General features: G+C 59.9%; 13 protein-coding genes and 1 pseudogene. 9 read left to right on the top strand and 5 right to left on the bottom strand.

Going from position 1 to position 14,264, the window contains the following annotated elements:
- A pseudogene (locus tag F8N12_RS19090) lies at window positions 1-169 on the bottom strand (bifunctional ADP-dependent NAD(P)H-hydrate dehydratase/NAD(P)H-hydrate epimerase); the annotation flags it as partial.
- A gap of 63 nt (window positions 170-232) precedes the next feature.
- Here F8N12_RS19090 and queG point away from each other — a divergent pair.
- Window positions 233-1,297, top strand: a complete 1,065-nt coding sequence (queG, locus tag F8N12_RS19085; RefSeq protein ID WP_150581869.1) for a tRNA epoxyqueuosine(34) reductase QueG — start codon at window positions 233-235, stop codon at window positions 1,295-1,297.
- 100 nt (window positions 1,298-1,397) lie between these two features.
- Here the strand turns inward: queG and F8N12_RS19080 are convergent, their stop codons facing one another.
- Window positions 1,398-2,009, bottom strand: a complete 612-nt coding sequence (locus tag F8N12_RS19080; protein WP_150581868.1) for a trimeric intracellular cation channel family protein — start codon at window positions 2,007-2,009, stop codon at window positions 1,398-1,400.
- A 251-nt stretch (window positions 2,010-2,260) separates the two neighbouring features.
- On the bottom strand, window positions 2,261-2,803 hold the full coding sequence (orn, locus tag F8N12_RS19075) for an oligoribonuclease (RefSeq protein WP_045061845.1): 543 nt from the start codon (window positions 2,801-2,803) through the stop codon (window positions 2,261-2,263).
- Between the two features lie 107 nt (window positions 2,804-2,910).
- Here orn and rsgA point away from each other — a divergent pair, with 107 nt between their 5' ends.
- The 4 genes from rsgA to F8N12_RS19055 all read left to right on the top strand — a co-directional run bounded on the left by rsgA (window position 2,911) and on the right by F8N12_RS19055 (window position 6,000).
- Entirely contained in the window at window positions 2,911-3,942 is a 1,032-nt protein-coding gene (rsgA, locus tag F8N12_RS19070) for a small ribosomal subunit biogenesis GTPase RsgA (protein ID WP_150581867.1), read from the top strand.
- A 209-nt stretch (window positions 3,943-4,151) separates the two neighbouring features.
- Entirely contained in the window at window positions 4,152-4,559 is a 408-nt protein-coding gene (locus F8N12_RS19065) for a TIR domain-containing protein (RefSeq protein WP_150581866.1), read from the top strand.
- Between the two features lie 2 nt (window positions 4,560-4,561).
- Entirely contained in the window at window positions 4,562-5,521 is a 960-nt protein-coding gene (locus F8N12_RS19060; protein WP_150581865.1) for a caspase family protein, read from the top strand.
- Complete coding sequence (locus tag F8N12_RS19055; protein WP_150581864.1) at window positions 5,521-6,000, top strand: toll/interleukin-1 receptor domain-containing protein; 480 nt, start codon at window positions 5,521-5,523, stop codon at window positions 5,998-6,000. The genes F8N12_RS19060 and F8N12_RS19055 overlap by 1 nt, the downstream gene beginning before the upstream one ends.
- 917 nt (window positions 6,001-6,917) lie before the next feature.
- Here the strand turns inward: F8N12_RS19055 and motB are convergent.
- Window positions 6,918-7,958: a flagellar motor protein MotB gene (gene motB / locus F8N12_RS19050; RefSeq protein ID WP_150581863.1), complete on the bottom strand. Its 1,041-nt coding sequence runs from the start codon at window positions 7,956-7,958 to the stop codon at window positions 6,918-6,920.
- Between the two features lie 2 nt (window positions 7,959-7,960).
- Window positions 7,961-8,812 carry a flagellar motor stator protein MotA gene (motA, locus tag F8N12_RS19045; RefSeq protein ID WP_150581862.1) on the bottom strand — a complete coding sequence of 284 codons (852 nt, stop codon included), beginning with the start codon at window positions 8,810-8,812 and terminating at the stop codon, window positions 7,961-7,963.
- 166 nt (window positions 8,813-8,978) lie between these two features.
- Here motA and F8N12_RS19040 point away from each other — a divergent pair, with 166 nt between their 5' ends.
- From F8N12_RS19040 to F8N12_RS19025, 4 genes are all read left to right on the top strand, one after another.
- Window positions 8,979-10,517: an HDOD domain-containing protein gene (locus F8N12_RS19040; protein WP_150581861.1), complete on the top strand. Its 1,539-nt coding sequence runs from the start codon at window positions 8,979-8,981 to the stop codon at window positions 10,515-10,517.
- A 42-nt stretch (window positions 10,518-10,559) separates the two neighbouring features.
- Window positions 10,560-11,375: a rhodanese-like domain-containing protein gene (locus tag F8N12_RS19035; RefSeq protein WP_150581860.1), complete on the top strand. Its 816-nt coding sequence runs from the start codon at window positions 10,560-10,562 to the stop codon at window positions 11,373-11,375.
- 13 nt (window positions 11,376-11,388) lie between these two features.
- Window positions 11,389-12,255 carry an archaetidylserine decarboxylase gene (gene asd / locus F8N12_RS19030; protein ID WP_191623189.1) on the top strand — a complete coding sequence of 289 codons (867 nt, stop codon included), beginning with the start codon at window positions 11,389-11,391 and terminating at the stop codon, window positions 12,253-12,255.
- 90 nt (window positions 12,256-12,345) lie between these two features.
- Window positions 12,346-14,133 (top strand): molecular chaperone, encoded by a 1,788-nt coding sequence (locus F8N12_RS19025; protein WP_150581858.1) that lies wholly within the window; start codon window positions 12,346-12,348, stop codon window positions 14,131-14,133.
- Window positions 14,134-14,264: the final 131 nt, after the last annotated feature.

The raw sequence follows: 14,264 nt of genomic DNA, 5'->3' as shown, positions 1-14,264 counted from the left end.
ATTCGTTCGCCGTCGGCCACTGACGCACCAGCGCGCGCCAAGTCGCGCGCGCCGCACGCTGCATCAATTCGAAGCCTGGCGTGCCGGCCGCAATCAGGCGCGCATCGATGGCGCGAACTTGCGCGGCACTGTACAGCGCGTCGGGTAAATCATCTTTAGTGTGCGGCATGCGTCTTCGGGCTCCGATGTCTGGCAGAATTATACGCAACTCAGCTCCGGTTTCTCTCGCCTCATGCCCGCTATTACCACAGACCTGCCCGCCCTCGCCCAATCCATCAAGGACTGGGGTCGCGAGCTGGGCTTTCAACAAGTCGGCATCAGCGGCCTCGACCTTGCCGAGCATGAGCAGCATCTGCAGCGCTGGCTCGATGCCGGCTATCACGGCGACATGGACTACATGGGCGCCCACGGCAGCAAACGCTCGCACCCGGAAGAGCTGGTGCCGGGCACATTGCGCGTGGTGTCCCTGCGCATGGACTACTTGCCGGGCGACACCGAAATGGCCAAACGCCTGGCGGAACCGGAAAAAGCCTACGTCTCGCGTTATGCCTTGGGCCGCGATTATCACAAATTGATCCGTAAGCGCGTGCAACAACTGGCCGAAAAGATTCAAGCCGTGATCGGTCCGTTCGGCTATCGCGCGTTTGTCGACAGTGCGCCGGTGCTGGAAAAAGCCATCGCCGAGCAGGCCGGACTCGGATGGATTGGCAAAAACACCTTGGTGTTGAATCGCAAGGCTGGCAGTTATTTCTTCCTCGCCGAATTGTTCGTCGACCTGCCGCTACCGGTTGACCCGCCGCACAGCAAAGGACATTGCGGCAGTTGCACTGCGTGCCTGGATATCTGCCCGACCAACGCTTTCGTCGGCCCCTATGTGCTGGACGCCCGACGCTGCATTTCGTATCTGACCATCGAATTGAAAAGCGCAATTCCCGAAGAGTTGCGGCCCTTGATCGGCAATCGCGTGTTCGGCTGTGACGACTGCCAGATCATCTGCCCATGGAACCGCTTCGCCCGCCCCTCCGGGGAAGGTGATTTCCAGCCACGGCACAATCTGGACAATGCCGGGCTGGCGGAATTATTCATGTGGGACGAGGACAGGTTTTTAAGCAGCACCGAAGGCTCGCCGTTGCGCCGCGCGGGTTACGAGCGCTGGCTGCGCAACCTGGCAGTCGGGCTGGGTAATGCGCCGTCGAGCATTCCGGTCGTTGAGGCGCTGAAGGCGCGGCGCGACTATCCCTCTGAATTGGTCCGGGAACACGTCGAGTGGGCTCTTAAACAACACGGTCTCGCGTAGCAGCTGTTGAAGGCTGCGTTCGAGGCCGAAGGACTCGCGGTTTATGACCGCTGCGCAGCGGACGCAGCCTGCGGCAGCTGCTACAGGGGGACGCGTCGGATCAGGTTTCGTCGTTGTAGACGAATTTGGGCATTTCCCAATGAAACCGAATCGCCAGCAGACGCAGCAGGAAGCCACCGAACAGAGTGACCAGAATGGCCTGCTCGCCCGGCAACTGTAGGTAGAGACACAGCATGTAGCACCACGCCGCCGCGAACGAGACGCTGGCATAGAGTTCGCGACGGAAAATCAGCGGAATATCGTTGCAGAAGATGTCTCGCAAGATGCCACCGAAGACCCCCGTGATGACGCCGCTGACCGATGCCACCAGCATGCCGTGGCCCATTTCCAGTGCGGTCATGCAACCAATCAATGTGAATGCCACCAGCCCCACAGCATCAAGCACGAGGAACAACGAGCGCAGATGACGCATCCAGCGTGCAGCGAACACGGTAAACATCGCGGCGATGGACGTTAGCACCAGGTATTCCGGGTGTTTGACCCACGTCAGCGGGTAGTGGCCGAGCAGTACGTCACGCATCGACCCGCCACCGAGCGCCGTGATGCAGGCAATCAGCACCACACCAAACCAGTCCATCCCGCGACGCCCGGCAGAAAGCGCACCGGTCATGGCTTCGGCGGTGATGGCAATCAGATAGAGCATCAGCAACATGGTGGCTGTCCTTGCGGGAAGGCGCGCAGTCTAGCCATTAAGCGGCGGCACCAAAAGAGGGCGCCAAGGCATTCACATACCTGTGGCGTGGGGCTTGCCCCCGTTCGGCGGCGAAGCAGCCGTAAACCTGCGAATGCGTTGCAACTGAAAGAATGCAGGGGAGTGCTTCGCACTCCGACGGGGGCAAGCCCCCTCGCCACACAAGCCCTCTCGCCACACAAACCCCATCGCCACAACAGTCTGCGCCGCAATCAGAACTTGATGAAATGCTTGCGGTAGTGTTGCAGCTCAGCAATGGATTCGCGGATGTCGTCCAGTGCCAGATGGGTGCTGCCCTTCTGGAAGCTGTCACGCACTTCTGGAGCCCAGCGCGCGGCGAGCTCTTTCAAGGTCGATACATCGAGGTTGCGGTAGTGGAAATAGCTTTCCAGTGATTTCATGTGGGTATAGAGGAAGCGACGATCCTGGCAGATGCTGTTGCCGCAGATCGGCGACTTGCCCTTCGGCACCCACTTCTCCAGGAAAGCGATGGTTTCGGCTTCGGCCTCCGCCATGCTGATGCGGCTGTCGCGCACACGCTGAGTCAGGCCAGAGCCGCCATGCTGACGGGTATTCCATTCATCCATACCCGCGAGGATTTCGTCGCTGTGGTGAATGGCGATCACCGGACCTTCGGCCAGAGTGTTCAAGTCACTGTCGGTCACAATGGTGGCCATCTCGATGATGACGTCGGTATCAGGGTTCAGACCGGTCATTTCCAGGTCGATCCAGATCAGATTCTGCGGGTTTTGCATGTGTCGGCTCCTAGGCAATGCTGCGCAGTTTAGCCTAGGCCGGTGGCCGGGCGTGCTAAACTCGCGGCCGTTTTACCTAATCGCTGCATTCTTGATACGGAACACCCATGGCCAAACGCCAACTCAATCGTCGTCAAAACTGGCGCATCGAAAAAATTCAGGGCGAGCGCGCTGCCCGCGCCGCCAAACGCGAGTCCTCGGCTGTCGAGGCACTTGAGGGCGGCGACCTGGGCCCGGAACAGACCGGCCTGGTGATCGCGCACTTCGGTGTTCAGGTCGAAGTCGAAGCGCTTGAAGGCGAGCTGGCCGGTGAGGTATTCCGCTGCCACTTGCGCGCCAACCTGCCTGCGCTGGTGACCGGCGATCAGGTGGTCTGGCGTGCCGGCAACCAGGGCATCGGTGTGATCGTGGCGCAACTGCCACGCAAAACCGAGCTGTGCCGCCCGGACAGCCGTGGCCAGCTCAAGCCGGTTGCGGCCAACGTCGACATGATCGTCATCGTCTTCGCACCATTGCCGGAACCGCACGCCAACCTGATTGACCGATACCTGGTCGCAGCCGAGCATGCCGGCATTCGTCCGTTGCTGCTGCTGAACAAATTTGATCTGATCGACGAGCAGAATGCCCCGGCGTTGAATGCGCTGCTGGCGGTTTACCGCACGCTCGGTTACCCGGTACTGGAAGTGTCGGCGCACCACGGCAATGGCATGGAGCAACTGCAGGAACAACTGGACGGACGTATCAGCGTGTTCGTCGGCCAGTCCGGCGTCGGCAAGTCGTCGCTGGTCAACAGCCTGCTCCCGGAAGTCGAAACCCGCGTCGGCCCGTTGTCCGAGCTTTCCGGCCAAGGTACTCACACCACGACCACCGCGCGCCTGTTCCACTTCCCCGGTGGCGGCGAATTGATCGACTCCCCGGGTATTCGCGAATTCGGCCTCGGTCATGTCAGCCGCGCTGACGTCGAAGCCGGTTTCATCGAGTTCAATGACTTGATTGGCACCTGCCGCTTCCGTGATTGCAAGCACGATCGCGAACCTGGGTGCGCGCTGCTCAAGGCGCTCGAAGAAGGCCGCGTGCAGCAGCAACGGATGAACAGCTACCGCTCGATCATCGCCAGTTTGCCTGAAAGCACGTATTAAACAGATGCACTCGCCGCCCCACACTGACGGGGCGGTGGTCGCGTGCTGCATCCTGCAAACTCCCCGAACACTTAAACGTCAGAAGTCTCTGTAGGACCTCCCCACGCCTGCTTGTAGGGTAACTCTCTTTCTCCGCCAAAGCCTTGTGACGCTCGTTCAACTGCATACATTCAGTCCCTCTTCGCACTTGGCGAGACCGAGGGAAACCCATGCAGACCTATCATTTGTTCATCAGTCATTCGTGGAATTATTCCGACAAACACGACCGGCTGATTGACCTGCTCACCGAACACCCGACGTTCACCTTCAAGAATTTTTCCGTTCCGCCGCATAACCCGATTGTCGGCGCACTGAACGACATGCAGCTCGAACTGGCCATCGAGAACAAGATTCGCCCGTGTTCAGCGGTCCTGATCATGGCCGGCATGTATGCGACGTACAGCAAGTGGATCAACAAGGAAATCGAGATCGCCAAGCGCATGAGCAAGGTGATCATTGCTATCAAACCGTTTGGTGCAGAGCGAATTTCCACAGTCGTACGCGACGCAGCGGATGCCGAATGTTCGTGGAACACCAACAGCATCGTTGCAGCCATTCGCCTGCACACGGCGGTGTAACCATGCGCAAGGGACTGTTCATCGGTATCAACCATTACATGCATGTATCAGCCTTGAGCGGCTGCACCAATGACGCGATGGCCATGGCGTCAGTGCTCGAGCGCCACGCCAACGGCCGGCCGAATTTCGATAACAAAGTGCTGACGTCGGCAGAGGAAAACCTGACTCATCTGTATTTGAAACAGCAGATACAGCTTCTGTTTTCGGGTGATTGCAATGTCGCCCTGCTGTATTTCGCCGGGCATGGTCAGTTCGATACCAGCATCGACGAAGGCCTGCTGATTCCCCAGGATTTCGGCCAAGGCGTTGAAGGCATCCGCATCAGCGATGTTTTGAAATGGGCGGAAGACGCCACTCACATCAAGAACAAAATCATCATTCTCGATTGCTGCCAGGCCGGTGCAGCCGCAGCCATGCGCGGATTGCGCGGCGGCAGTAGTGTCATCAGCGAAGGCCTGACCATTCTCACTGCCTGCAAAAAAGACCAGGTGGCCATGGAAGGCAGGGGCCACGGGGTGTTCACCGACTTGCTACTGCAGGCGCTGCACGGCGGGGCCGCCAACGTGCTGGGCAAGGTGACGCCCGGCAGCGTCTATTCGTTCGTCGACAACGCGCTGGGGGCGTGGGAGCAGCGCCCCGTGTTCAAGACCAATGTGTCGCAGTTTGTGCCGCTGCGCGAAGTCACGCCGCTGATCCCCGAAGAAACCCTGCGCAAGCTCAAGGACTGGTTCCCGGATCCCGCTTTCGTCTATCCGCTCGATCCGAGCTACGAACCGACGGCGGCCGATTTCGACCCCGACAACGGAGAAATCTTCAGTCAGCTGCAAAAGTGCAATCGCCACAGCCTGATCGAACCGGTCGACGCCGATCACATGTATTTCGCCGCCATGCAATCCACTGGCTGCCGCCTCACCGCGCTTGGCGCCTATTACCGCGAACTCGCAATCAAGGGACACTTCTGATGCCAGTGTTTATCAGCTACCGCCATACTGATCGCAAATTCGCAATGACCCTCAACGATCGCCTGGTGCGGGCGAACATCAGGACGTACCTCGACGTACTGGATACAGAGTCGCAGCACACCGATGACATCACGGCGGTGATCACTCGCAACATCACCGAATGCACGCATTTGCTGGCTGTTGTTTCCCAAGAGACGGCGCAATCGTGGTGGGTGCCGTTTGAGATTGGGGAAGCGACGATCAGTAATCGCAGAATTTGTTCGTTCAAGATCGGTCATAGCGACCTGCCGTTGTACCTCGATAAATGGCCGACGCTGAGCGGTGAGGCGGATATCAACTTCTTCATTGATGCTTATCGGGAGGAGACGCTTTCGAGCCGGTCGGGAATGGAGTCGCTTGAGTCGACTAGCAGTGTTTACAAGCGTGATGCCGATGCGTTTCACGACAAGCTCAAAAACCGGATTCGGCGGGGGTTTTGATGGTTGGAACTGGACCGCAAGGGATGGGCGTATCCGTGACTGGACACAGGACCTGTAGGAGCCGAGGTTACTCGCGATAGCTATGGCACAGGCGAAGTGGATTTTGAGGGTGTACATATCCATTTCTGCGGTGACGGCTGATATCGGTTCCGCTCTTACAGCGGTTCACTTGGAGAAGCGCCAAGTAACCAAGCGCTCTTGCCCCTTTCGTCCGGTGGCTCGCCTAGGCTCGCCATGCCTTCGCTCCGGTCCTGCTCCGTGGGCCCGCTGCCATCGGCCATCCATGGCCGGCGGCAGCTAACCCGGCATCCATGCCGGGTTGCCCACTGAGCAGAACCTCCACTCAGCCTCCCCAGGGGGCACACAGTGCCAAAGCGTCGCCGAGGCGGCCTACCGGCCGACCTGGCTGCGCAGGTTACGCTGCATTCTCGCGTTTCTCGCACGCTGAGCTGCTGATTGCGCTATTGATCTGGTAATTGATCCTGATCTGGCTTTGGATCTTGATCTGGCTGTAGATCTTGATCTGGCTGTAGATCCTGACCTGCCGCGTCGGAAGGCCGAGCGCAGGTTCTGCGCAGTGGGCAACCCGGCAAGGATGCCGGGTTAGCCGCGCACGGCCAAGGATGGCCGATCGCGGCGGGCCCACGGAGCAGGACCGGAGCGAGGGAACCCTGAGCCTAAGCGAAGGGCCGTACGTCAGCGGCGCAAGCGCTTGGTTACTTGGTGTCGGGCCGCGCAGGCTTCTCCAAGTGACCCGCTGTAAGAGCGGAACCAATAGAAGCCATCACCCTAAAAACGGATATGTACACATCTCAAAACCAAGTTGCCTGACACGCCGCCTTCGCGAGCAAGCTCCGCTCCTAAATATGGATCAGCGCCCGCGGCAAATCAGGTGGCCCCCAAATCAAATCCCAACCCTACGGCTGCGCCGGCCCAACCGGCTTGGGCGCAACATCATCAAAAAGATTCAACCGCTCACGAAGTTCATGCGCCGGCACCGGCTGCTGATCATCAGGCAAGGCATCAGGATCAACCGGTAGCACCGATGTAGACGGTGTACCCGGCGCCTCACCAGGCGCGCCCTGCCCCGGAATCGGCGAGGGGTCCGCACCCTGCGCACCTTCGATGGCGGCTTGCGCTTTCCTGGTCAACACAACGATGTCGATACGACGGTTGACCGGATTGAACGGACTCTCCCTATCAAACAGTGCCGACGACGCATAACCCACCACGCGTGCTATTTGCGACTCTGGATAACTGCCGGCCACCAATGCGCGGCGCGCGGCGTTGGCACGGTTGGCCGACAACTCCCAGTTACCGAAATCACCAGAGCCGGTATACGGTTTGGCATCGGTGTGGCCGCTGATGCTGATCTTGTTCGGCACCGCCTTGATGGTGTCGGCCATGGCCAGCAGAATGTCTTCGAAATACGGTTTCAAACGCGCGCTGCCCGAGTCGAACATTGGCCGGTTTTCCGCGTCCATGATCTGGATGCGTAAACCGTTCGGGGTGATCTCGAACAGGATCTGGTCCTTGAATTTCTGCAGCTGAGGATTCTCGTCAACCTTGTTCTGCAGCTCTTGCAGCAGCAACTCGAGACGCTCCTTCTCGACCATTTCGGCCATGCCCTCGACCTGCTCGGTGTCGACAGTGACTTTGTCCGGCTGAGGCTGGGATTTCTCTTCAGGATTGAGCGTGTTCTCGGGTGCCAGCGTCGGCGAGCCACCCAGGTCGATGATGTACGGCGTGCCGCTTTCGGAAAAACCGACCGGGTCCTTGAAGTAACCGGCGATAGCAATCTTCTGTTCGGGCGTAGCTGTCGACAGCAGCCACAGCACCAGGAAGAACGCCATCATCGCCGTCGCAAAGTCCGCGAAGGCAATCTTCCAGGCGCCCCCGTGATGCCCACCGGCGATGCGCTTGATGCGCTTGATGATTATCGGCTGGTTATTTTCCATTTTTAGCGACCGCGCACCGCTTGTTCCAGCTCGGCGAAGCTAGGACGGTGTGCCGGGTACAGAACCTTGCGACCGAATTCCACTGCCAGCGAAGGCGGCATGCCGGACGCGGATGCCACAAGCGAAGCCTTGATGGCTTCGTAGATGTTCAACTCTTCCTTGGAGTCGTTCGCCAGGGAGGTGGCCAGCGGACCGAAAAAGCCGTACGCCGCGAGGATACCGAAGAAAGTCCCCACCAACGCCGCACCCACGTGCATGCCGATGGCGGCCTGGTCGCCTTCGCCCAGGGAGGCCATGGTGACCACGATGCCCAATACCGCCGCAACGATACCGAAACCCGGCAGGGCATCGGCAATGCCGTTCACCGCGTGGGACGGATGCTCGAGGTCTTCCTTGAGGCTGTAGAGTTCCATGTCGAACAGGCCTTCGAGTTCGTGCGGGGCCATGTTCCCGGAGGACATGATGCGCAGGTAATCGCAGACGAAAGCGGTCATGCGCTCGTCTTTGAGCACGGACGGGTACTTGGCGAAAATCGGGCTCGCCGAGGCGTCTTCGATATCGCCTTCGATGGCCATCATGCCCTCACGGCGGCTCTTGTTGAGGATTTCGTAAATCAGGCCCAACACTTCGAGATAAAAGGCGTGGTTGAAACGCGAGCTGAACATGCTCAAGGATTTCTTGAGCACGTGCATGGTCATGTAGCCGGGGTTGGCTTGCAAAAATGCACCAAGGGCCGCACCACCGATGATCAGCACTTCGAAGGGCTGGATCAGGGCGGCAATCTTGCCGTGGGAGAGCACGTATCCGCCGAGCACGCTCGCGAATACGACGATGATGCCGATTATTTTAGCCATAGGTAGGGGAGCACTTACTGAGTCGGGTTCAAGGTCATATTCGGAAGTTGAAAAATCTCTTCTTCTCCTTATCGGCAAAACTGCGCCAGACTATAGCCCGTTCAGGCGAAAAGCCAATCTGGCCCATTCCGGGCATCGGTAGAGCAGACGAAGATCGCGTCCATCCATGGCTAATGAAACGAACGTTGCAGTGCCGAAACCGAGCACACTCGAAGGCTGGATCAAACTGCTCGACGGCGTCCGCCTGCCCGTTCCGCTGGCTAGCCATGACCGTGTTTGCAAAGCCATTGGCGACCATCGCAGTTCGCTGCGCGATATCGCCGACTTGATGCAGGACAGTCCTGCCCTGGCATTGAGCGTGATCCGCGAAGCCAACCGGCACACGCAAGGCAGCATGACCGAGCCGGCGGAAAATCTTGAAGTGGCGATCAATCGCCTCGGCCTCAAGCGCACTGAAGAACTGCTCGCACGCCTGCCGGCCCAGCCTGAATCACACATCCCGATCGCCCTGCGCCAGGTGCAACTGATCAGCCAGCATGCAACCCAGCAAGCCAACGGTTTTTTCGCCGCACGCCTGGCGCGACTGTGGCAGGACATTCACTGGGGCAGCCTGCTGTTTCTTTCACCACTGTGGCCGATGGCGCTGACTCACCCCAAGCTGCTTGAAGAATGGGAACTGCGGGTCATTCATAAAGGTGAACCGGCACGCAAGGTCGAGCAACAATTGTTCGGCGTGCGTCTGCTGGCCATCTGTCAGGCACTGGTGGACGTCTGGCACCTGCCGATCTGGGTGCAGCAGGGTTATCGACTGCTGCTCAGCGAGCAGCGTGAACTGGTCAAGGTGCTGCGCATTGCGCGTGACAGCGACCATCCGCTGCGCCAGCAAAACCGCCTCGACGACGACCCGACCCTGCGCCGCTGGCTCAATCAGCCGGCCAACACTGTGTTGCTGGCCAACGGTCTGGCGCTGTCAGCGCAACAAGCCTGGGACAGCCCTCACAGTGAGCGCTGGCAATACCTGACCAGTCTTTATCTACAAATGCCGATGGACGATGTCATTCAGCAGTTGCATCAACAAGCCGCCAACAGTGCGCGTCAGCATGCCATGCCCGATCTCTGGCACCCGGCGGTTGCGCTGCTCTGGCCGTCGGGCACCCACCGCGTGCATCCCGGCATGAGGCCCGCTGCGGCGCCGAGTTCTGTCGACCTGGCGCATTGGCGCAAACAATGTGCCGAACTGCTGGTCGAGCCGAGTCGTTTTACCAACGCCATGCACCTGACCACCTCTGCCCGCGATGCATTGGTGGCGTGCGGCATGCGCCGAGTGATGATTTTGATGGCCGACCGCACGCACGCCAATTTGCGTGTTCAGCAGATCGCCGGTTTGCCAAAAGACGCCGCCAACCTGAATTTTGTGGTGAATCAGAGCAAGGTGCTGCAACGTCTGCTCTCGCAACAGGCGCAAGTACGTCTGACCCCGGACAACACGGCGCAATTTTCCGCGCTGGTGCCCGCAGGCCTCCGTTTACAGTTTGCTGGCGAACACGTGTTGATGCGCTCACTGGTCAACAATGGCCGCGTGATCATGATCGTGGTCGCTGATCAGGGCGGCGGGCCGTTCTGCGAAATTACCGTGCAGGCCTTCGGCAAAACCGCGCAGTGCATCGAGAAGGCCTTGCGCAGCTTTAGCCACCGGGGCCAATGACCCTGCGTTACAATCCCCACTTTTGTGCTCTGGAGACCTCACATGTCTGACTTCTCTGGCTTGGCCCTGGTGATCGAGCCGAGCGACCTGCTCGCCCGTCTCGACGCCCGCGAGCTGATTCTGGTCGACCTGACCAGCAGCGCCCGCTATGCCGAAGGGCATATTCCCGGCGCGCGTTTTGTTGATCCTAAACGCACGCAACTCGGCCAGTTGCCGGCGCCCGGCCTGATGCCGCCGCCAGCCGCGCTCGAAGCGCTGTTCGGCGAACTGGGCCACAACAAGGACGCGGTCTACGTGGTCTATGACGACGAAGGCGGCGGTTGGGCCGGCCGATTCATCTGGCTGCTGGATGTCATCGGCCACAAAAATTACCATTATGTGGATGGCGGCCTGCTGGCGTGGATGGCTGAGGGCTTGCCATTGTCGACCGAAGTGCCTGCCGCCGCGGGCGGCCCAGTGAGCCTGACCCTGCACGACGAACCCACCGCCACTCGCGAATACCTGCAAAGCCGTCTTGGCGCCGCCGACCTGGCCGTCTGGGACGCTCGCGGGCCGCTGGAATATTCCGGCGAAAAAGTTCTCGCGGCCAAAGCCGGGCACATTCCCGGCGCGGTCAATTTCGAATGGACCGCAGGCATGGATCAGGCTCGCCAACTGCGCATTCGCACCGACATGCCGCAGATCCTCGAACAACTCGGGATCAGCAAAGACAAAGAAATCATTACCCACTGCCAGACCCATCATCGCTCTGGCTTCACTTATCTGGTGGCCAAATCCCTCGGGTATCCGCGGGTCAAAGGCTACGCCGGCTCCTGGGGCGAATGGGGCAACCATCCCGACACCCCTGTAGAGATTTAAGGTTTTTAAAGGACTGTTCATGAAGAAGCGTTTGTTTATCCTCAGCCAATACCTGCTGCCCCATCACCTGCTTTCGCGATTGGCCGGCTGCATTGCCGAATGTCGCGTGCGCTGGTTCAAGAATGCCTTCACCGCGTGGTTCGCCAAGCGTTATCAGGTGGACATGTCGCAGGCCCTGGTCGAGGACCTGACCGCCTACGAACACTTCAACGCTTTTTTCACCCGTGCCCTGAAAGACGGTGCACGTCCGCTGGACCCAACGCCAGGCGCGATACTCAGCCCGGCCGACGGCGCGGTCAGCCAGCTCGGCCCGATCGAACACGGTCGCGTATTCCAGGCCAAAGGTCACAGTTTCAGCGTGCTGGAATTGCTCGGAGGCGACACGGCCAACGCGGCGCCGTTCATGGGCGGCGACTTTGCGACGATCTACCTGTCGCCGAAGGACTATCACCGCGTGCACATGCCGCTGGCCGGCACCCTGCGCGAAATGGTCTACATTCCGGGCCGGATCTTCTCGGTCAACCAGACCACCGCCGAAAACGTGCCGGAACTGTTCGCCCGCAACGAGCGCGTTGCATGCATCTTCGATACCGAGCGTGGACCGATGGCCGTCGTGCTGGTCGGCGCGATGATTGTGGCGTCGATCGAGACCGTGTGGGCGGGTCTGGTTACGCCACCAAAACGCGAATTGAAAACCTGGCGCTATGACGAAGCTGCCCGTGCGCCGATCCACCTGGAAAAAGGTGCAGAGTTGGGTCGCTTCAAACTTGGATCCACGGCGGTCGTGCTGTTCGGCCCGGATCAGGTGAAATGGGCGCAAGAGCTGGCAGCCGGTTCGCCGGTACAGATGGGCCAGGGCATGGGCCTGCCGCACGCCTGAATCAGCGTCTTTAGGCCATCCTCATAGGAACTGCCGCAGGCCCGAGCCTGCGGTAGCTCCTACCGTTCCGATTCTGCTATGGTTTTGGGCATGAATGACACCAGTCCCCCACTCTTATTACGCGCCCCGACTCCGACGCAAACGCGTCTGTCGTTCTGCGAGGCCACGCCGCGCGATCTGAAACGCTGGATCGCTAACTTGCCCAAAGCCAACATCGGAGAGACCGCTCGCCAGCTCTATCAAGGCTTGAGCGAGCTTAATCAGTTGCTGACGCCCAGCGACAACCGCTTGCAAATGCTCGAACTGCTGCGGCCCGAGGTGTATTACGTCTGCAAGCATCTGGAACGGCATTTCCTGCATCAGGCGATTGTCCTCGACGAACGATCGCGCAAGATCGCCAACCTGTGTCAGGCGCTGCAAGGCCATCTGGCGATTGGCTACAAACAGATCGTCGTGCGCATCGCACCGCGCTTCAGCAAGGACCGTGCACCCTTGCTCACGCAGGCGCTGCAGCGGGCGATTCACTGCCTCAACGGACCGCTGATCCGCGCCTCGCAACTGTACAGCCCGGTGCCTGAAGGCCTCTGGCTGGATCTGCATCAGCTCTATCGAATTGCCTGCACCTATCGACTTCAGCAGGTCAGCGTGCGGGATGAGCTGGCCAGCCAGACGCATCAACTGAGCGTCGAACAGACTTACGTGGCAGCAATGCTGCTGGGCGCCGCGCGCTGTAATCAATTGCGCCAGAACCAGATCGCGCGGCTTGCCGAAGTGCTGGAACCGTGGAGTCAGTGGCTCAAGCTGCAGCCGGAAAAACCGCCCACCGGCCTGTTCGCTGTCGCGGCGGACCTCGATATCGGGCCGCGCTACCGGACGAAATTTCGCGCCGAGCAGCAGGAGACCCTACTGGGCATCGATCCGCAGCCGCTGGTCGCGGCCATCGACGCCCATCTGCAAAAAACCGACAGCGACTTACCTCTGCCGGTGCCGGCAGGCTTGACCCAGGATACGTTGCAACACTTGCATGCGGCTTGGGGCCAGGCGGCCGAACGTAGTTTTCAGCGCACCCCCAGCCAGGGAACGTTGAATGTGTGCGTGGGCATGAGCGCGCTGCATTTTTATCTGGGCGGGCAACGCTCTTTCAGCGACATCCTGAAAAACCCGGTATCCCGTCCTGCGCACTTCGCTGCGACATCGCCGATCAGTCGGGACAAGGATCAATGGAGTCATGCATTCGATGCCGCGCCCCACGGCACCGCGGATGCCATGTTGCCTTACGAAGAAATCGAATATGCGCAGCTGCAAACTGATGACAACCACGATGCGGCGGATCGCAACCGGCAATTCCCGACCTATCTGCTTCCGGTAGTCAATCACAGCCCAGGCGGTTATTGCCTGGCCTGGCCCGGCGCGGTACCTGCTGAATTGCAGGCCGGGGAAATGGTCGGCATCGAGGATTCCGCCGGGCAAGGCTGGAGCATTGCCGTGGTGCGCTGGATTCGTCAGGTCCGCGGCGGTGGCACGCAAATGGGCATCGAGCAAGTTGCGCCCTATGCCGAACCCTGCGGACTGCAATTGGTGCGCACGCGCGACGATCACAGTCATTATCTTCGTGGATTGCTGTTGCCAGCGATCAGCGCAATTGACCTGCCCGCTACGCTGCTCACGCCGCGACTGCCGTTTCAGGAAGGCAACAAGGTCGTTATCAACACCAACGGAGAGGAACGCCGCGCCGGGCTGGATAGACGGGTGGCGAGCACCAACAGCTTCAACCAGTTCGCTTATCGCTCGCTGGAGACCGCCAGAAACGACAACGCGGCAGGGGGCGGCGCGGTCAGCGCGGAAGAAGATTTTGATTCGTTGTGGAAGACGCTCTGAGGTGAGCCCGAGCCTGCGGTGATGCCATTCGCGAGCAGGCTCGCTCCCACAGGATCCCTGGTGTGCAGACTATCTGACTCACACACCAGAACCCTGTGGGAGCGAGCTTGCTCCGGGCGGCGTTCCGACGA

The sequence above is a fragment of the Pseudomonas fluorescens genome (genome assembly GCF_902497625.1).
Taxonomy (GTDB): Bacteria; Pseudomonadota; Gammaproteobacteria; order Pseudomonadales; family Pseudomonadaceae; genus Aquipseudomonas; species Aquipseudomonas fluorescens_BQ.
The sequence above is the reverse complement of the archived record's forward strand: the minus strand, read 5'-3'. Positions and strand labels throughout refer to the sequence as shown.